This is a genomic window from Rhodoferax sp. (assembly GCF_013297935.1).
Lineage (GTDB): Bacteria > Pseudomonadota > Gammaproteobacteria > Burkholderiales > Burkholderiaceae_C > Allorhodoferax.
Map to the genome: position 1 here is coordinate 88,913 of NZ_JAAFIX010000005.1, position 17,580 is coordinate 106,492.

Here is a 17,580-nt window from a genome sequence, read left to right on the forward strand (position 1 = left end):
TATGTCCCGTTTCCAAGTCCGTAAAGTCGCCGTGCTCGGCGCAGGCGTGATGGGTGCGCAAATCGCAGCCCACCTCGTCAACGTCAAAGTACCCGTGGTGCTGTTTGATCTCCCCGCCAAAGAAGGCCCTAAAAATGGCATCGTCACCCGCGCCATTGAAAACCTCAAGAAGCTCAAGCCCGCGCCCCTGGGCGTGGTGGATGACGCTACTCTGATCGGCCAAGCCAACTACGAAGAGCACCTCGAACAGCTGCGCGACTGCGACCTCATCATCGAGGCCATCGCTGAGCGCATGGACTGGAAGCTGGACCTCTACAAGAAGATCGCACCCTTCATCGGCGCCAACACGATTGTTGCGTCCAACACCTCGGGTCTGTCGATCACCAAGCTGTCTGAAGCGCTGCCGGAAGAAATCAAGCCCCGCTTCTGTGGCATTCACTTCTTCAACCCGCCCCGCTACATGGCGCTGGTGGAGTTGATCAACACTCCCACCACAGAAGCCCACTACCTCGACGCGCTCGAAGGCTTCGTGACAAGCACCCTGGGCAAGGGTGTGGTGCGTGCCAAAGACTCCCCCAACTTCATCGCTAACCGCGTCGGTATCGCCGGCATGTTGGCCACCATGAAGGAAGTGGAAAACTTCGGCCTCACCTACGACGTGGTCGATGACCTGACCGGCAAAAAGCTCGGTCGCGCGTCTTCCGGCACCTTCCGCACTGCGGACGTGGTCGGCCTAGACACTATGGCCCACGTGATCAAGACACTGCAAGATACGCTGAGCATCGAGTCAGACCCCTTCTACGAAAGCTTTGCCACCCCCGCCGTGCTCAAGACGCTGCTGGAGATGGGCAACCTGGGCCAGAAGTCCAAAGCCGGCTTCTTCAAGAAGGTCGGCCGCGACGTGCTGCGCTTCGACGGCGAAAGCCAGGAATACGTGGCCGGAGGCGAAAAGGCCGACGAGGTCTACGCCCGCATGCTCAAGAAGCCGGCCGCCGAGCGCCTAAAGCTCTTGCGCAATGCCGAAGGCAAGCAAGGCCAGTTCCTGTGGGCCATTCTGCGCAACAGCTTCCACTACGCCGCCATTCACTTGGCGTCCATTGCCGACAACGCCCGCGATGTGGACTTCTGCATGCGCTGGGGCTTCGGCATGAAACAAGGCCCGTTCGAGCTCTGGCAGGAAGCTGGTTGGCTCGAAGTGGCCCAAATGGTTCAAGAAGACATTGATGCAGGCAAGGCGCTGTGCAAAGCGCCGCTGCCCGAGTGGGTGTTCAAAGGCCCCGTGGCCGAAGCCGGTGGCGTGCACACTGCGGCAGGCTCCTGGAACCCCACCACAGGTACTTTTGTGCCGGTGCGCAAGCTGCCCGTCTACGAGCGCCAGCACTTCCCCGAGAGCGTGTTGGGCTCGAATGCGCCTAAGGCCGAAGCGGCCGGCAAGACCATTTTTGAAGACGAATCCATCCGCCTGTGGACCCTGGATGAGCAAGTGCTGATTGCCAGCATCAAGACCAAGATGCACGCCATCGGTGGCGGTGTGATCGAAGGCCTGCTGCAAGCCCAGGAGTTGGCCGAGAAGGAATACCATGGCCTGGTCATCTGGTCGCCGGACGACATGTTCTCGGCCGGTGCCGACCTGCAGGGCATGATGCCTGCCTTCATGATCGGTGGCGCTAAAGCCATCGAAGGCGCAGAGGCCGAGCTGCAAAACGCCATGCTCAAACTGCGTTACTCCAACGTGCCGGTTGTGTCCGCCATTCGCGGTTTGGCACTGGGCGGCGGTTGCGAGCTGGCGGTGTACTCCAGCAAGCGCGTAGCAGCCATGGAGAGCTACATCGGTCTGGTGGAAGTCGGTGTGGGCCTGGTGCCCGGTGCCGGCGGCTTGACTTACATCGCACGCCGTGCGGCAGAAAACATGGCCCTGTCCACCTCCAAGGATGTGCTGCCTTTCCTGACCGAAGGCTTCACCGCCGCGGCTATGGCCAAGGTGGGCACCAGCGCGCTGGAAAGCCGCAAGCTGGGTTACCTTCTGGACAGCGATGTGGTGGTGCCTCACAAAGATGAGCTGTTGTTCGTCGCCATCAACGAAGCCCGGGCCATGTACGCCAGCGGCTACCGTGCACCGCACAAGCGCAGCTTCCCGGTGGCTGGTCGCAGTGGCATTGCCACCATCCGCGCCCAGCTGGTCAACATGCGCGACGGCGGCTTCATCAGCGCGCACGATTTCCATATCGGCTTGCTGATTGCAGAGGTGGTCTGTGGCGGCCAAGTGGATGCCGGCACCCTGGTGACGGAGGAATACCTCATGGCCATGGAACGCAAGGCCTTCTGCAGCCTGCTGACCCACCCCAAGACGCAAGAACGCATCATGGGCATGATGTCCACCGGCAAGCCGGTGCGTAACTGATTGGCGCCATGACTACGCTCGCTGCCCACGCATCGACTGCCCGGCCCAACCGTTTGGCGCGCTCGGTCGCCAAGCTGGACCGCGTACCTGCGGCCCTGCGCCCCTGGCTGCGCAACAAGGTCATGGGCCGAGCAGTGCCTTTCACCGGCACCGCAGGTCTGGACTTTGCGCACATGGCGCCTGAACGTGTGGAGATTGCCGTGGCCAATGTGCGCCGCGTGCAAAACCACATTCAGGGTGTGCATGCCGCTGCCATGGCGCTGCTGGCCGAAACGGCCACCGGCATGGTGGTGGGCATGAATGTGCGGGACGACTGCCTGCCCCTGGCCAAGAGCATGCGCATCGACTTCAAACGACGTGCCCAGGGCGCCATGCGCGCAGTGGCCACTTTGTCGGATGCGCAGCGCCAGCTCATGCAGCAAAGCGACAAGGGCGAGGTCAGCGTGCCGGTGCTGGTCAGCGACGAATCGGGCGAACAGCCCATTCAATGTGAATTCATCTGGGCGTGGATACCCACCCCGAAAAAATAAAGGAGTTTCCTCATGAAACAAGTCCAAGACGCTTACATCGTTGCCGCCACGCGCACGCCCATCGGGCGTTCCGGCCGCGGCTATTTCCGTAACACCCGCCCTGACGAGTTGCTGGTGTCTGCCCTGCGCAGCGCCATGTTGCAAGTCCCCACCCTGGACCCCAAGGCGATTGAAGACGCCATCATCGGCTGCTCTTTCCCCGAAGGCGAGCAGGGCATGAACATGGCCCGCGTGGCCGTAGGCTTGGCTTTTGACCACCCCGTGGGCGGTATCACCGTCAACCGCTTCTGCGCCTCCGGCATCTCCGCCATTCAGATGGCCGCAGACCGCATCCGTGTGGGCGAGGCTGATGTGCTGATCGCCGGTGGCGCTGAGTCCATGAGCATGGTGCCCATGGGTGGCGGCAAGCCCTCGTTCAACCCCGAAGTGTTTGCCCGCGACGAGAACGTCGGCATCGCCTACGGCATGGGCCTGACCGCTGAAAAAGTCGCCCAGCAGTGGAAGGTGACACGCGAAATGCAAGACGCCTTCGCCCTCGAATCCCACCTGCGCGCCATCAAAGCGCAGCAGGCTGGCGAGTTCGCCAATGAAATCACGCCTATCGATGTGATCGAGCGGACTCCTGATCTGGCAACTGGCGAAGTGTCTACCCGCACCCGCACCGTGAGCTTGGATGAAGGCCCGCGCCCAGATACCTCTATCGAAGGCCTGGCCAAGCTCAAGCCCGTGTTTGCGGCCCGTGGCAGCGTGACCGCCGGCAACAGCTCCCAGACCAGCGATGGCGCGGGCGCCCTGATTCTGGCCAGCGAAAAAGCGGTCAAGCAGTTTGGCTTGACCCCCTTGGCCCGTTTTGTGAGCTTTGCGGCCCGCGGCGTGCCGCCTGAAATCATGGGTATCGGCCCGATTGAGGCGATTCCTGCAGCCCTGCGCTACGCTGGTTTGCAGCACTCCGATATCGACTGGTTTGAGCTGAACGAAGCCTTTGCCGCCCAGTCGCTGGCCGTGATCAACACCCTGGGCCTGGACCCTTCCAAGGTCAACCCCATGGGCGGTGCCATTGCCTTGGGTCACCCGCTGGGAGCTACCGGTGCCATCCGCGCCGCCACCGTGATTCACGCTCTGCGCCGCAACAACCTGAAGTACGGCATGGTGACCATGTGCGTAGGCACAGGCCAAGGCGCTGCCGGCATCTTCGAGCGCGTCTAAGCGCTCACCCAGAAGGCCACCTCCGGGTGGCCTTTTGCATGGGGTATGCGTTCCATGCCCCTGCACCGGACTACCAGAGAGGCCCCCGACTGATGAGCACCCATGTTTTTGACGACGCCATTGCCCTGCAAGCCCAAGCGGACGGGAGCTACACTGGCCACACCCACCCGGCCTACGCCAACATGGTGGGGCCCTTTGGCGGCATCACCACAGCGCAGGCGCTGAACGCGGTGTTGCAGCACCCCGAGCGCTTGGGGGACCCGGTATCGCTGACGGTGAATTTTTGCGCTGCATTGGCCGATGGCCCGTTCAGCATCATGGCGCGTGCGGCCCGCACCAACCGCTCCACCCAGCACTGGACGATCGAGATCCAGCAAGGCGATGCGATTGTCATGACCGGCACCGCCGTAACAGCGGTACGCCGCGACACTTGGGGCGTGGACGAAGAGCCCATGCCCCTGTGCCCGCCACCCGCCGAAGTGCCGCTCCCGCAAGTCATGGCGCCCATGGAGTTTGTCAAACGCTACGAGCAGCGCGCGGTCACCGGTACCTTGCCGGCGGTGTGGGACGGCACAGGCCACAGCAGCCTGTCGCAAATCTGGGTGCGAGACAACCTGCCACGCCCTTTGGACTTTGCGTCGCTGGCGTGCATTTCTGATATTTTCTTTCCGCGTGTGTTCATCCGCCGGGCCACCCATGTGCCGGTGGGCACGGTGTCGCTCACGGTGTACTTCCATGCCAGCGCCACGCAGCTGGCCGAGACCGGCACCGGCTATCTGCTGGGGCAGGCCCAAGCCCAGGCCTTCCGCAACGGCTTTTTTGACCAGAGCAGCCAGCTCTGGAACGAAGCGGGTGTGCTGCTGGTGACCACGCACCAGATCGTCTATTACAAACAGTGATCCAATCACGTATCCATTTTTGAGCGAGCGACCATGCAAGACATCCTGATCCACACCGACGCCGGCATCACCACCATCACCCTGAACCGGGTCGCAAAGAAGAACTCTTTCACCCAGGCCATGTACGCCGCCTGCGCCGATGCGCTGGGCGCAGCGCGCGACGACGCTGCCGTGCGCGTGGTGGTGTTCCAGGGCGACGCTACCGTGTTCAGCGCCGGTAACGACATTGGTGATTTTTTGGGTGCTCCGCCCAAGGAGCAGGACGCACCGGTGTTCCGCTTCCTGCGCGCGCTGGCATCGTTCCCCAAGCCTATCGTGGCGGCGGTGTGCGGGCCGGCAGTCGGTATCGGCACCACCATGCTGTTCCATTGCGACCTGGTCTATGCAGGCGACAACGCAGCGTTTTCTATGCCCTTCGTGAACCTTGGCCTGTGCCCCGAAGCGGCCTCCAGCCTGCTGGTGCCCCAAATGATGGGCTACCACCGCGCCGCCGAAGCGCTGTTGATGGGCGAGCCCTTCATGGCCGAAGCCGCACTGGAAGTGGGGCTGGCCAACCGTGTAGTGCCGCCCACTGAAGCCAATGCCGTCGCCCAGGCCCAAGCCCGCAAGCTGGCCGCCAAGCCGCTGGCCTCGCTCATTGAAACCAAGCGCTTGCTGAAAAAAGGCCAGATGGAGCAGGTGCTGGCCCGCATCGATGAAGAAGCGCTGAGCTTTGGCAAGATGCTCGGCGAGCCCGCCGCCAAGGAGGCTTTCACCGCCTTCATGGAAAAGCGTAAACCCGACTTCAGCAAAGTTTAAAGTCGACAGCCGAAGGCTGCCCGCGGAGCGTGGTTTACGCTTTCGCTAAAAACGCTAGCCCGACTTCAGTAAGGTCTGAATTTCAAGTGTTTTAGGCTGCTAGCGCTCGTTCTATATGCGCAATCAGCTCCTAAAACAATAGCAATGTGAGGTGCGGCGCTGCCTTGACGCCGCAGCTTCAGAGCACCAAAATACTCGCGTTTTCCCTTGGTATTTTTGCCAAGCAAGCGCTTGCTAAAAATAGATGGGGCTGGTATGGTCGACACATGACCCCTACCGAGACCCTGTCTGCCGCACCTGCTGAAGATGCCGCGCCACCCGAGGCCAAACGCCCGCGCGGCCGCCCCCGCAAAACCGAAGACGAGCGCGATGACGGCAACCGCCGCCACGAGCTGCTCAAGGCAGCAGCCCAGCTCTTCCGCCGCCAAGGGTTCGCCGCCACTACCACCCGCGACATCGCCAACGCGGCCGGCATGCAAAGCGGCTCGCCGTTCTACCATTTCAAAAGCAAAGACGCGCTCTTGTTCGCCGTCATGGAGGCGGGCATGCACTCCGCCTTGAGCAACCAGCAGCGGGTGCTGGGCGATGCGGCTTACGAAGCCCTGCCGCCGGCCGACAAGCTGCGTCGCTTGGTGCAAGCCCACTTTGAGGTCCTTCTCGGGCCGGGCAACGACTTTGTGCCGGTCATGCTCTACGAGTGGCGCTCTCTGCAGCGGCCGCAACGCAAAGTGCTGCACAAGCTGATTGCTGACTACGAAGCCCTGTGGATGCCGGTGTTGCAAGCCCTGCACGCAGCGGGCCAGCTGAAGGCACCGGTGGGCGTGGCCCGCTTGTTGATTTTGGGTGCGCTGAATTGGTCAGTGCAATGGTTCGACCCCCTCAAGGGGGCCACGGTCGAGGCGCTCGGCGAATACGCCGTAGCCATGTTTATTCAGGAGCAGTGATGAGCTATGCATCGATTTTTGCCCCCGGCTTGTTTGCCGGCAAGGTGGTGGTGGTCACAGGCGGCGGCTCGGGCATAGGCCGCTGCACCGCCCATGAATTGGCCGCGCTCGGGGCGACGGTGGCCTTGATCGGGCGCAAACCGGAAAAGCTGGAGCGGGTGGGGGCCGAAATCGCGCAGGACGGGGGGCTGTCGAGCCCGCATGTCTGTGACATCCGTAGTGAAGACGCGGTCAAAGCCTGTGTGGCCGAGATCGTGGCGCAGCACGGCCGTATTGATGGCCTGGTCAACAACGCAGGCGGCCAGTACATGACGCCGCTGGAAGCCATCAGTGCCAAGGGCTGGGAGGCGGTGATCAACACCAACCTCACCGGCGGCTTTCTGATGGCGCGGGAGTGCTTTAGCCAAAGCATGAGCAGGCATGGCGGCGCTATCGTCAACATCGTGGCCGATATGTGGGGCTCCATGCCCGGCATGGCGCACAGTGGCGCGGCCCGGGCGGGCATGGTGAATTTGACCGAGACAGCTGCCACCGAATGGGCGGGCCGCGGGGTGCGGGTGAACGCGGTGGCGCCGGGCTACATCGCCTCCAGCGGCATGGACCACTACCCCCCAGAAATGGGGCCCATGCTGCGCGAAATGGCCAAAACCGTGCCCTTGGGCCGCTTTGGCACTGAGGCCGAAACCGCCGCAGGCATTGTGTTTTTGCTCAGCCCGGCCGCAGCATTCATCAGCGGGACGACTTTGCGCATCGATGGCGCACGCCCCCAAGTGCGCATGGGCTGGCCGATGCGGGTGGCAGACGAAAGGGCGCAGGCGCGTGATGCGATCAAGCCTTTCAACGGCTTTCACCGCGCCAGCACGCCCAAGGTGTTTCAGTCATGAGCGCGCTCCCAGAGTCGGCGCAGGTGTTCGGCCCGGAAGATGTGGCTGCCGTGGAAGACGCCGCGCGCCGCTTCATCCAGACCGAGGTAGCCCCGCATCTGGCGGACTGGGAAGAGGCGGGCGAGTTCCCCCGCAGCCTTTACCAGCGCGCTGCCGATCTGGGTTGGCTGGGGCTGGGTTACTCGGAACGCTTTGGCGGCACACCCGCACCCTGGGCGCTGCGCAACGCGCTCACGATTGCCCTCGCCCGCAGCGGGGGCAGTGGCGGCCTGATGGCCAGCCTGTTCAGTCTCAACATCGGTTTGCCTCCGGTGCTGCGCCATGGCTCTGCGGCCTTGCAGCAGCAAGTAGTGCCCGATGTGCTGGCCGGCCGCAAGATTGCCGCGCTGGCGATTACCGAGCCCGGTGGTGGCACCGATGTATCGGCACTCAAAACCACGGCCCGTCTGGAGGGCAACGAGTACGTGGTGGATGGTGAAAAAACTTTCATCACCTCCGGCATGCGCGCTGACTGGATCACGGTGGCCGTGCGCACGGACCTCAAAAACAAAGGGCCCATGGGGATTTCGATGCTCATGGTGCCGGGCAATGCACCCGGCCTGACCCGCAGCCCGCTGGCCAAGATGGGCTGGCATTGCTCTGACACGGCCCAGCTGCGCTTTGACGGCGTGCGGGTGCCGGCTTCGAACCTCGTGGGCGAGGAGGGTGCGGGCTTCAAAATCATCCTGACCAACTTCAACGGCGAGCGCCTGTCCATGGCGGCCATGGCACTGGGCTTTGCGGAGTGCTGTTACGACGAAGCCCTGGGATGGGCCCAGCAGCGCAAAACCTTTGGCACCGCGCTGATCGACCACCAGGTGATCCGCCATAAGTTCATGGACATGAAGATGCGCATCGAGTCCACCCGGGCGTGGCTGCATGCGGTGGCCGCGCGGGCGGACGCCGGTGATCGCGGCGACAAGTCGGCCAAGGGCGCAGAGTGGGTGGCGCAGGTGTGCCTGCTCAAGAACCATGCGACCCAGACCATGCAGTTCTGCGCCGACCAAGGCGTGCAGATTTTGGGTGGCATGGGCTTTATGCGGGGCACGGCCTGTGAGCGGATTTACCGCGAAGTGAAAGTGATGATGATCGGCGGCGGCGCTGAAGAGATCATGAAAGAGTTGGCAAGCCGTCAGCTCGGCCTGTGAGAATGCGGCATGCCTAAAACCCCCCATGCAGAGCAAGCCGCAGCGCCCATCGTGTTTGAGCCGGAGTTCATTGAAGGGCTGACCCGCATCTTTGAAGTAAGCATTGTCTTCAACCAGATGCTGGGCTTGAAAATCACCTCCATCACCCCTGACAAAGTGAAGGCCCGCATTGCCATGCGCCCGGAGCTGGTAGGCCATGCCGCCTACAACCGCATACACGGCGGCGTGATCAGCGCAGGGCTGGATGCCATGGGTGGCTTGGCGGTGATGGCGGCCATAGGCGCACGCCACATGGATGAAGCGCCTTCACAGCGCCTGCACCGCTTTGCCAAGCTGGGCACCATCGATTTGCGGGTGGACTACCTGCGCCCCGGCATCGGCGAGCAGTTCGAGCTGCACGCCGAGGTGATGCGCCTGGGCTCACGCGTGGCGTCTACCCGCATGGAGTTTCTGGGCGCGGATGGCAAGCTGCTGTCCACCGGGTCTGCGGCTTACATAGTCTCTTGATTCGCTATATTTTTAGGAGCTGCTCGCGCATATTCCGTGGGGGCTAGTGGTGCAAATGACCAAGAAGTACGCCAACTGTGAAGCTTGTTTGTTTCATTGCTTGCGCAGGTAGCTTGGGTCCAGTTTTTTGATCTAAGGACTGTGTGAAGTGAACGGCTGTTCTGCAGCGAAATCGGTATCAAAAAGTCCTCCCGCGACATACCCGAGTCATCCTGCATCGCACTCCGGTATGCAATGATGTTCAAACATCGTATGAATCTATTCAACTTCACCCTGGCCGGAGACAACATCGCTGTAGAGCTTTTAGGCCAGTACATTGACCTGCATAACAATTTTGATTTTGTTGAAATTGTTAGTCGAGATGATGAAGTTTCGTTCAAATGGCGACGATTGGAAGGGCATTGGGTAGCAACTTCGTTGCCACAGTTTTTCACTATTTCCGTCGTTGGAGTCGACTACTACGAGGTCAGAGGAAAGCCATCTGACAGTCTCGATGAGGTCGGTTTTTTTACCGCAGAAACCTTGGGGGATATCGACTACAACGGACGTACTGCTCCTGTAGATAGCAGCGACATCCTCATATTCCGATTTGTAGGCGGTGCCGAAATTGCTATTCGAGGCCAGTCGGCAGTCGCAAGTCTTGCGCCGTTTGACGTTCCCTCAAGAGAACGCTTGATGACGCCTCTTAAGTGAACCATAACGACTGCAATCAGTCTGATGCAGCTATCTGATAGATCTCGCTGGCGCAGGAAAGCAGCTAACAGCCTGTAACTGCCCCACTACCATCTGGAAGCCAGCAACACGGTTGGGTTTCTGTTCTTGTCGCACCAACAACTCAGCAAAATCCAATCCGTTATGAAAATGGCCACCCTAGGGTGGCCATTTCACATGTAGCTGACGGTGCTTACTTTTTGGCAGGCGCGTCGCTCACGTACTCAGACATGACCTTCCACTTGCCGTCGGTAATCTGGGACAGGCGGGATGCGCCGCTGCCCAGACGCTTGGTGGCCGTGAAGGTTTGGACCGGTGCACCGAACATGTCTGCCGGAATGGTCATGCTGTCCATGACCTTGATGTACGAATCCGTAGTCAGGTTCTTGCCGGCCTTGTTGGCTGCCGAGGCAAAGGTGTTGATGATCATGTAGCCGTAGACCGAGAAGACGGTGGGGTCCTCATTGAACTTGGTCTTGTACTTGTTGGCCCAGAAGCGGATGCTGGGGGTCTGCTCATCGGTGTAGGGGTTCTGCACGGTCATGGTGGCGTAGAGGCCGTCCATGGCTTTGCCGCCGATCTTGTGGATCAGGTCCGTGTAGGCAGCGCTGGAGCCGATGAAGGTGGGGTTGTAGCCCAGCTTGCGGGCGGTGCCGATGGCGCCGATGGTCTCGCGGATGATGGTGCCCAACACCACAAAGTCGCAACCGCTAGCTTGCAGCTTTGACACTTGGGACGAGAAGTCCGTAGCACCTCGCTTGTAAGAAGTCTTTTCAGCAAATTCCATGCCGATGGTCTTCAGGCCGTCTTCACCACCCTTGAGCACTTCGAGGCCGAAGTCGTCATCCTGGTACAAGGTACAGACCTTTTTGGCGCCTTTTTCCTTCACCAGCTTGGGTACGGCCAGGCGCATCTGGTCGTAGTAGGGGGCGGCAAACGAGTACTTGAGCTTGTGGAAGGGCTCATACATTTCGCGGGCGGCGGTGATCGGGAAGAAGTTGATCACGTTCTTCTCGAACTGCACCGGCATGGCCGCCATGTTCTGTGCAGTGCCGATGTGGCCGACCATCATGAAAATCTTGTCCTGGTTGACCAGCTTCTGGGCAGCGAGCACGGCCTTTTTGGGGTCGTAGCCGGAGTCTTCCACCAGCAGTTTCAGCTTGCGGCCATTGACGCCACCTTGCTCATTGATTTCGTCCACGGCCAGCAGCATGCCGGCGCGGGATTGTTTGCCGAAGCCGGCCAATGGACCGGAGAGGTCCTGGATGGAGCCCAGCAGGATTTCGTCTTTGCTCACGCCTTGTTGGGCGCTGGCAAATGTCGCGGTCAGGGCCAAGGTGCCCAGTGCGATAGCGGTACGCAGTTTCATGGTTGTGTCTCCTCGTTGGTTCTCTTTGCAAAAAGGGAGCAGCAGGGGCTGCTATCGGTACATGGCCTCTATCCGGGCTTCGTATTTCTTCTCCACCAGCTTGCGTTTGAGCTTCATGGTAGGGGTGAGTTCCTCATCTTCCGCGGTGAGCTGGTTTTCCAGCAGGAAAAACTTCTTGATCTGCTCGACGCGGGCAAACTTCTTGTTCACCCGGTCCAGCTCAGCCTGAATCAGCGCCAGCACTTCGGGGGCGCGGGTGAGCGACGCGTAGTTGCTGAAGGGCACGTCGGCATCTTGCGCAAACTTTTCCACGTTTTCCTGGTCGATCATCACGATCACCGTCAGGAACGGGCGCTTGTCACCGATCACCACCGCATCGGTGATGTAGGGCGAGAACTTCAGGTCGTTTTCCAGCTCGCTCGGCGTGATGTTTTTGCCGCCTGCCGTGATGATGATGTCTTTCATCCGGTCGGTGATGCGGAAGTAGCCGTCCTCGTCCACCACGCCCACGTCGCCGGTGTGCAGCCAGCCGTCGTGGGTGATGGTTTCTGCCGTCTTCTCCGGAAGATTCAGGTACCCGGCGAACACATTTTTGCCACGCACCAGAATCTCACCGGTAGTGGGGTCGAGCTTGACCTCGTTGAAGGGCGCTGCCGGGCCGATCGAGCCGGGTTTGATTTTGCCGGCCGGCACGCCGGTGGACGCGCCGCAGGTTTCGGTCATGCCCCAGACCTCCAGCATCGGCACGCCCAGAGCCAGGTACCAGCGCACCAGGTCCGGTGAAATGGGCGCTGCGCCGGTAATCAAGAAGCGTGAGCGGTGAATGCCTATCAACTTGCGCACGTTGTTCAGGGCCAGCACCTGGGCCAGTTTGAACTGCAGCTTCAGGCCCGCACCTACGGGTTGTCCGGCAAGCACCAGATCCGCAATACGGCCACCCACGCCGATGCCCCAGCCGTAGACCAATTGTTGGATCTTGCCGGACTCTTTAAGCGCAATCATCACGCTCGAGTAGAACTTTTCCCACACCCGGGGGACCGCGGTGAATACCGTGGGCGCGATCTCGCGCACGTTCTCCGGAATGGTTTCCGGGTTTTCTACAAAGTTGAGTTTGGCACCGGTGTAGAGCGAGAAGTACTCCCCGCCCAAGCGCTCTGCAATGTGGCACAGGGGCAGAAAGCACATCCGTTCATCCACGGCACTTTGTGCAATCAGCGTGTTGTAGCCGCGGATGGCGTAGACCAGGCCCTGGTGCAGGTGCATGGCCCCTTTGGGCTTGCCGGTGGTGCCGGAGGTGTAGACCAGAATGGCAAGGTCTTCGGGTTTGCAGGCTGCGCTGCGCAGGGTGACGGCATTCGGGTGGGCTGCGTTGAACGTGCGCCCCAGTGCCCGCAATGCGTCGAGGCTGATGACGTCCGGGTCATCAAGGCCGCGCAGGCCTTCCATGTCCATCACCACAATTTTGCGCAAGGTGCTGCACTGTGCCCGGACCTCCAGCGCTTTGTCGAGTTGCTCGTCATCTTCCACGAACAAAATGCGGGTCGTAGAGTCTTCACACAGGTACTGCACCTGGCTGGGCGCGTCTGTGGGGTAGATGCCGTTGGACACGCCGCCAGCCGACAGCACGGCCAAGTCTGCCCATACCCACTCCACGACAGTGTTGGCCAGAATGGAGGCGGTATGCCCCTGCTCGAACCCTAGGCTGATCAGCCCGCCTGCAATCTCACGCACCGCCTCGGCAGTCTGGTTCCATGTCCAGCTCCGCCACAAGCCCAGGTGTTTCTGGCGCAGCCAGATGTCGGGGCCGCGCGCGGCCACGGCGTTCCAGAACATGGCGGGAATGGTCTCCCCGGCCATGGCGATGCCGCTGTGCGGCTGGATGTCGCTGGTATCCCAAAGTCCGTTCATGCCGCTATCTCCAGGTTTTCTTCTTTTTCCAACGACGTTCCCCGCGCACTCCGTCCTCCTTCATGCCAAGGTAAAACTCTTTGATGTCGTCTTTCTCGCGCAGGTTGGCGCAGGTGTCTTCCATGACGATGCGACCGTTCTCCAGCACATAGCCGTAGTCGGAGGCGTTGAGCGCCATGTTGGCGTTTTGCTCGACCAAGAGAATGGTGGTGCCGCGCTCGCGATTGATGCGCACCACAATCTCGAAAATCTCTTTGGTCAGCTTTGGCGACAGGCCGAGGCTGGGCTCGTCGAGCAGGATCAGGTCGGGGTCCGCCATCAGCGCGCGGCTGATGGCCAGCATCTGTTGCTGGCCGCCTGAGAGCAAGCCTGCATCCTGTGCCGAGCGCTCCTTGAGAATCGGAAAATAGCCATACACCGTGGCTAGGTCTTTGGCCACACCATCCCGGTCGGACCGGGTGAAGGCGCCCATCAACAAGTTGTCGTGCACGCTGAGCAGGGGGAATACTTCGCGCCCCTCCGGAACATGGCTGAGCCCCTCTTGCACGATGTGCGCAGGATCCCGTGCGGTGATGTCCTGGCCCTTGAACTCGATCGAACCCTTGCGCGGGTCGATGATGCCGGAGATGGTCTTCAAGATGGTGGTTTTGCCAGCGCCGTTGGAGCCCAGCACGGTGGCGATTTCGCCGCGCCGCACTTGCAGGCTGACCCCACGGATAGCCTTGATGGGCCCGTAGGCACTCTCCACATTCAGCAGCTTGAGCACGGGCTGATCGCTGATCGGCGGGGGCAAGGTACTCATGCAGCCTCCCGGGCAGGTTGCCGGCGTAATGACGACACGTCGTCAATCGAGCCCAGATAAGCCTCCACCACGGCTGGGTCGGCCTGCACCTCGCGGGGGCTTCCCATGGCCAGTACTTCGCCCTGGTTCATGGCCAGCACCCGGTCCGAGACCTTGGAGACCAGGCTCATGTCGTGCTCGACCATCAGCACCGTGATGCCTAATTCATTCTTAATGTCCTGGATCCAGAAAGCCATGTCGTCGGTTTCTTCCACATTCAGGCCACTTGAAGGCTCGTCGAGAAGCAGCAGTTTGGGCTCGGTGCACAGCGCGCGTGCCATTTCGACCACCTTGCGCACGCCGTAGGGCAGGCCTGCCACCAGCGAGTCGCGGTAGTGCTGCAGGTCGAGGAACTCAATCACCTCTTCGGCTTTTTCGCGTGCCTTGATTTCTGCTTCGCGCACGGCCGGTGTAAAGAACAAGTCCTGCCACAGGCTAGTCTTGCGGTGCGTGTGGCGGCCGATCAGCAGGTTGTGCAACACACTGGCGTGCTCAAACAGCTCAATGTTCTGGAAGGTGCGTGCAATCCCCAGGGATGCCACCTCCTGCGGGGCCTGTGCAGTCAGCTCCAGCATGCCTTGTGGGCCCTGGTAGGTGATGTTGCCGGTGGTCGGGGTGTAAATGCGACTGATCAGGTTGAACACGGTGGTCTTACCGGCACCGTTGGGCCCGATGAGGGTGAACACCTCACCTTGCTTGACATCAAAGCTGACTTGGTTGACCGCCAGCACGCCGCCGAAGCGCACGCTCAGGTTCTGGGCAGAGAGTAGGGTGTCGGTGCTCATTTGAGGCGATCAGACTTTTGGAAGGATTTCTGCCGCTTGAACATGCCTTTGCGGTAGAAGGGGAACATTTGCAGGTAGGTGCGGACCTTGAGCCAGCGGCCATAGAGTCCCATGGGCTCAAACAGCACGAATGCAATCAAGACGCTGCCATAAATGACGCTTTTGAGACCGGGTGCCTGACCGATGAATTCGGGCAAAAACTCTTTGCTCAGTGAAATGCCTTGCGGCAGGATGATCAAAAAGATGGCCCCCAGAAACACGCCGTGGACCGAGCCCAAGCCGCCGATCACGATCATCAGCAGCAGGTCAATCGATTGCAGCAAGTTGAACTGGTCCGGCGAGATAAAGCGCAGGTTGTGGGCGTAGAGCGCGCCTGCCATACCCGCCAGTGCGGCGGAAATCGAAAAAGACAAGGTCTTGTAATACGCGAGGTGGATGCCCATGCTCTGCGCTGAAATTTCGGAGTCACGGATGGCCACAAACGCACGCCCGGTCGGTGAGCGCAGCAAGTTCAAAATCCCCAAAGTGCACAACACGGTGAGCACGAGGCACACGAAATAGAAGCCGGTGCCGCTGCCCAGGTCGTAGCCCAGCATTCGGATGGCTGCCACAGACTTGCCGGCGTTGCCGCCGGTTACCGACTCCCAGCGGGCAAACACTTCCTCGATGATGAAGCCGAACGACAAGGTCGCCATGCCGAGGTAAATGCCTTTGAGCCGCAAGGCGGGAATACCCACCACCATGCCGATGGCGGCAGACAGCGTTCCGGAAAGTGCGAGTGAGAGCACAAAGGGCACGCCCGCCTGGACCAGATAGGCCTGGGTGTACGCACCCACCCCGAGAAAGGCGGCATGCCCCAGAGAAAACTGCCCGGTAAAGCCGGCCAGCAACATCAGGCCGAGGCCGGCAATCGCATAAATCAGGACCAGGTTGAGCTGCGCCAGGCTGTACTCGGTGAGTAGCCAGGGGGCCGCCAGTAGCAAGGCCATGAGCGCGCCGTACCAAAAAACGTGACCGCCGTGTTTGGCAAGCTTGATGTCCTGCGCATAGTCGGTTTTGAAAATAAAACGCATCAGACTTTCTTCCGCAGTTTTTCGCCGAACAGGCCGTTCGGCTTGACCATCAGCATGACCAGCACCACCACGTAGGGTGCGGTGTCCTTGAATCCGTCGGGGAGGTAAAAGCCGGCAAACGACTCCACCAGCCCGATGACCAGCCCGCCCACGATGGCGCCCGGCAAGCTGCCGAAACCACCCACGACGGCGGCGGGGAATGCCTTGAGCCCGATAAAGCCCATGTTGGCGTGCACAAAGGTAATCGGGGCGAGCAGCACCCCGGCAATGGCGGCCACCGCGGCTGCCAGGCCCCAGGCCAAGCCGTTCAGGCGCTGCACCGGAATCCCCATGTAATAGGCCGCCAGCTGGTTCTGGGAGGCTGCTTGCATGGCAATACCCAGCTTGGTGTAGCGGAACAGGGCAAACAGCAGGGCGCACAGCACACCGGTTGCACCGATGATGACGAGGTGCTCTACGTTGAGCACCAGGGCGCCTATGCCCATTTCATTGCCGCCGAACTTGAGAATCTCGTCTTTGTAGGGCACCGCCAGCGCATTGGTGTCGGTGCCGATGCCGGGGATCATGGTGATCAGCCCGCGCGCCACATAGCCGATGCCGATGGTGAGCATCACGATGGAAAACGCGGGTTGCCCCAGGATCGGACGGATGACCATGCGCTCCAGCAGGATGCCGAAAACGGCCATGCCCACAATCGCGCTGGGCACGGCGATCCAGTACGGCATGCCCAACATGGTCATGCCCACTAGGCCGCCGAAGGCGCCCAACATCATCAGCTCGCCCTGGGCAAAGCTTACGGTTTCGGTGGCTTTGTAGATCAGTACAAAGCCGAGTGCAATCAGGCCGTAAATGCACCCTTGTGCTACGCCGCTGATCAGCAATTGAAGGAACTGCACGTTGTCTCCTCTGGAAGTGCAGTTCGGTTATAGCGGGGCGCCCTTCATTCGCCGATAGGGTTCCCACTGATCTCGTTGTCCCCTAGAAAGCCCCTGTGGCTGATGGGTCATCACATGCGAATTGGAGGTCTTTTTGCCTTCTGGCCCTTGTGGAATATGCGCAAGCAGCTATGAAAAGTATAGCGCTATTCCCCTGTTTTGGGGATGGGGCGAGGGCGTCCTGCATCATCAATGGCGACATAGGTGAGTGACGCCTCGGTGACTTTGGTGTAGTTCCCTTGCGACCGGTACCGCTCTGCGTAGACCTCGACCTTGACGGTGATCGAGGTCCGCCCGACGCGACTCACTTTGCTGAAGAAACTCAAAATGTCACCCACGCGGACCGGCTGCTTGAAGATGAATTCATTCACTGCCACGGTGGCCATGCGCCCCTGCGTGTAGCGGGCGGGCAGCACGGAGCCAGCCAGATCCACCTGCGCCATGACCCAGCCACCAAAGATGTCGCCGTTGGCATTGCAGTCCCCCGGCATGGGGATGACTTTGAGCACCAGCTCCTGATCGGTAGGTAATTGAACGTGGGGGGCGGTTGAAACAGAAGACATGGGCACAATCCTGACTTGAAACTTCTCTGAATTGTCCGC

The 17,580-nt window shown here is 60.7% G+C and carries 17 protein-coding genes; 10 read left to right on the forward strand and 7 right to left on the reverse strand.

Annotated elements, in window-relative coordinates:
- The first annotated feature begins 1 nt into the window (after window position 1).
- The 10 genes from QZW03_RS09020 (at window position 2) to QZW03_RS09065 (ending at window position 10,049) form a co-directional block, all read left to right on the forward strand.
- Window positions 2–2,401 (forward strand): 3-hydroxyacyl-CoA dehydrogenase/enoyl-CoA hydratase family protein, encoded by a 2,400-nt coding sequence (locus QZW03_RS09020; protein WP_296509657.1) that lies wholly within the window; start codon window positions 2–4, stop codon window positions 2,399–2,401.
- Window positions 2,402–2,409: 8 nt separating this feature from the next.
- Window positions 2,410–2,931 carry a DUF4442 domain-containing protein gene (locus tag QZW03_RS09025; protein WP_087496235.1) on the forward strand — a complete coding sequence of 174 codons (522 nt, stop codon included), beginning with the start codon at window positions 2,410–2,412 and terminating at the stop codon, window positions 2,929–2,931.
- A gap of 12 nt (window positions 2,932–2,943) precedes the next feature.
- Entirely contained in the window at window positions 2,944–4,137 is a 1,194-nt protein-coding gene (locus tag QZW03_RS09030; RefSeq protein WP_296509658.1) for an acetyl-CoA C-acyltransferase, read from the forward strand.
- A 92-nt stretch (window positions 4,138–4,229) separates the two neighbouring features.
- Window positions 4,230–5,036 (forward strand): thioesterase family protein, encoded by an 807-nt coding sequence (locus QZW03_RS09035; RefSeq protein ID WP_296509659.1) that lies wholly within the window; start codon window positions 4,230–4,232, stop codon window positions 5,034–5,036.
- Window positions 5,037–5,069: 33 nt separating this feature from the next.
- A complete protein-coding gene (locus QZW03_RS09040; RefSeq protein ID WP_296509660.1) occupies window positions 5,070–5,834 on the forward strand; it encodes an enoyl-CoA hydratase in 765 nt (254 codons plus the stop codon).
- Between the two features lie 266 nt (window positions 5,835–6,100).
- On the forward strand, window positions 6,101–6,778 hold the full coding sequence (locus QZW03_RS09045; RefSeq protein ID WP_296509661.1) for a TetR/AcrR family transcriptional regulator: 678 nt from the start codon (window positions 6,101–6,103) through the stop codon (window positions 6,776–6,778).
- A complete protein-coding gene (locus tag QZW03_RS09050) occupies window positions 6,778–7,662 on the forward strand; it encodes an SDR family oxidoreductase (protein WP_296509662.1) in 885 nt (294 codons plus the stop codon). The genes QZW03_RS09045 and QZW03_RS09050 overlap by 1 nt, the downstream gene beginning before the upstream one ends.
- Window positions 7,659–8,849, forward strand: a complete 1,191-nt coding sequence (locus tag QZW03_RS09055; protein ID WP_296509663.1) for an acyl-CoA dehydrogenase family protein — start codon at window positions 7,659–7,661, stop codon at window positions 8,847–8,849. Before QZW03_RS09050 ends, QZW03_RS09055 begins: the two co-directional genes overlap by 4 nt.
- 9 nt (window positions 8,850–8,858) lie before the next feature.
- Window positions 8,859–9,356, forward strand: coding sequence for a thioesterase family protein (locus QZW03_RS09060; protein ID WP_296509664.1), 498 nt, complete (start codon window positions 8,859–8,861; stop codon window positions 9,354–9,356).
- Window positions 9,357–9,608: 252 nt separating this feature from the next.
- Complete coding sequence (locus QZW03_RS09065; protein WP_296509665.1) at window positions 9,609–10,049, forward strand: hypothetical protein; 441 nt, start codon at window positions 9,609–9,611, stop codon at window positions 10,047–10,049.
- A 211-nt stretch (window positions 10,050–10,260) separates the two neighbouring features.
- On the opposite strand, the gene QZW03_RS09070 is transcribed toward QZW03_RS09065, so the two are convergent.
- The 7 genes from QZW03_RS09070 to QZW03_RS09100 all read right to left on the reverse strand — a co-directional run bounded on the left by QZW03_RS09070 (window position 10,261) and on the right by QZW03_RS09100 (window position 17,541).
- Complete coding sequence (locus QZW03_RS09070) at window positions 10,261–11,436, reverse strand: ABC transporter substrate-binding protein (protein ID WP_296509666.1); 1,176 nt, start codon at window positions 11,434–11,436, stop codon at window positions 10,261–10,263.
- Between the two features lie 51 nt (window positions 11,437–11,487).
- Window positions 11,488–13,344, reverse strand: a complete 1,857-nt coding sequence (locus tag QZW03_RS09075) for a long-chain fatty acid--CoA ligase (RefSeq protein ID WP_296509667.1) — start codon at window positions 13,342–13,344, stop codon at window positions 11,488–11,490.
- 4 nt (window positions 13,345–13,348) lie between these two features.
- Window positions 13,349–14,146 (reverse strand): ABC transporter ATP-binding protein, encoded by a 798-nt coding sequence (locus tag QZW03_RS09080; RefSeq protein WP_296509668.1) that lies wholly within the window; start codon window positions 14,144–14,146, stop codon window positions 13,349–13,351.
- A complete protein-coding gene (locus tag QZW03_RS09085; RefSeq protein WP_296509669.1) occupies window positions 14,143–14,970 on the reverse strand; it encodes an ABC transporter ATP-binding protein in 828 nt (275 codons plus the stop codon). Before QZW03_RS09085 ends, QZW03_RS09080 begins: the two co-directional genes overlap by 4 nt.
- Window positions 14,967–16,043 (reverse strand): branched-chain amino acid ABC transporter permease, encoded by a 1,077-nt coding sequence (locus tag QZW03_RS09090; RefSeq protein ID WP_296509670.1) that lies wholly within the window; start codon window positions 16,041–16,043, stop codon window positions 14,967–14,969. Before QZW03_RS09090 ends, QZW03_RS09085 begins: the two co-directional genes overlap by 4 nt.
- The gene (locus QZW03_RS09095; protein ID WP_296509671.1) at window positions 16,043–16,939 is read right to left on the reverse strand and encodes a branched-chain amino acid ABC transporter permease; all 897 of its coding nucleotides are present in this window, start codon (window positions 16,937–16,939) and stop codon (window positions 16,043–16,045) included. Before QZW03_RS09095 ends, QZW03_RS09090 begins: the two co-directional genes overlap by 1 nt.
- A 185-nt stretch (window positions 16,940–17,124) precedes the next feature.
- Window positions 17,125–17,541 (reverse strand): acyl-CoA thioesterase, encoded by a 417-nt coding sequence (locus QZW03_RS09100; RefSeq protein WP_296509672.1) that lies wholly within the window; start codon window positions 17,539–17,541, stop codon window positions 17,125–17,127.
- Window positions 17,542–17,580 lie beyond the last annotated feature (39 nt).

Excerpts from the sequence above, each read along its gene's own strand:
- QZW03_RS09040 (WP_296509660.1), top strand. The coding sequence starts at position 5,070 with ATGCAAGACATCCTGATCCACACCGACGCCGGCATCACCACCATCACC.
- QZW03_RS09065 (WP_296509665.1), top strand. The coding sequence starts at position 9,609 with ATGAATCTATTCAACTTCACCCTGGCCGGAGACAACATCGCTGTAGAG.
- QZW03_RS09085 (WP_296509669.1), bottom strand. The coding sequence starts at position 14,970 with ATGAGCACCGACACCCTACTCTCTGCCCAGAACCTGAGCGTGCGCTTC.
- QZW03_RS09025 (WP_087496235.1), top strand. The coding sequence starts at position 2,410 with ATGACTACGCTCGCTGCCCACGCATCGACTGCCCGGCCCAACCGTTTG.
- QZW03_RS09045 (WP_296509661.1), top strand. The coding sequence starts at position 6,101 with ATGACCCCTACCGAGACCCTGTCTGCCGCACCTGCTGAAGATGCCGCG.
- QZW03_RS09075 (WP_296509667.1), bottom strand. The coding sequence starts at position 13,344 with ATGAACGGACTTTGGGATACCAGCGACATCCAGCCGCACAGCGGCATC.
- QZW03_RS09050 (WP_296509662.1), top strand. The coding sequence starts at position 6,778 with ATGAGCTATGCATCGATTTTTGCCCCCGGCTTGTTTGCCGGCAAGGTG.
- QZW03_RS09100 (WP_296509672.1), bottom strand. The coding sequence starts at position 17,541 with ATGTCTTCTGTTTCAACCGCCCCCCACGTTCAATTACCTACCGATCAG.
- QZW03_RS09055 (WP_296509663.1), top strand. The coding sequence starts at position 7,659 with ATGAGCGCGCTCCCAGAGTCGGCGCAGGTGTTCGGCCCGGAAGATGTG.
- QZW03_RS09070 (WP_296509666.1), bottom strand. The coding sequence starts at position 11,436 with ATGAAACTGCGTACCGCTATCGCACTGGGCACCTTGGCCCTGACCGCG.
- QZW03_RS09030 (WP_296509658.1), top strand. The coding sequence starts at position 2,944 with ATGAAACAAGTCCAAGACGCTTACATCGTTGCCGCCACGCGCACGCCC.
- QZW03_RS09020 (WP_296509657.1), top strand. The coding sequence starts at position 2 with ATGTCCCGTTTCCAAGTCCGTAAAGTCGCCGTGCTCGGCGCAGGCGTG.
- QZW03_RS09090 (WP_296509670.1), bottom strand. The coding sequence starts at position 16,043 with ATGCGTTTTATTTTCAAAACCGACTATGCGCAGGACATCAAGCTTGCC.
- QZW03_RS09080 (WP_296509668.1), bottom strand. The coding sequence starts at position 14,146 with ATGAGTACCTTGCCCCCGCCGATCAGCGATCAGCCCGTGCTCAAGCTG.
- QZW03_RS09035 (WP_296509659.1), top strand. The coding sequence starts at position 4,230 with ATGAGCACCCATGTTTTTGACGACGCCATTGCCCTGCAAGCCCAAGCG.
- QZW03_RS09060 (WP_296509664.1), top strand. The coding sequence starts at position 8,859 with ATGCCTAAAACCCCCCATGCAGAGCAAGCCGCAGCGCCCATCGTGTTT.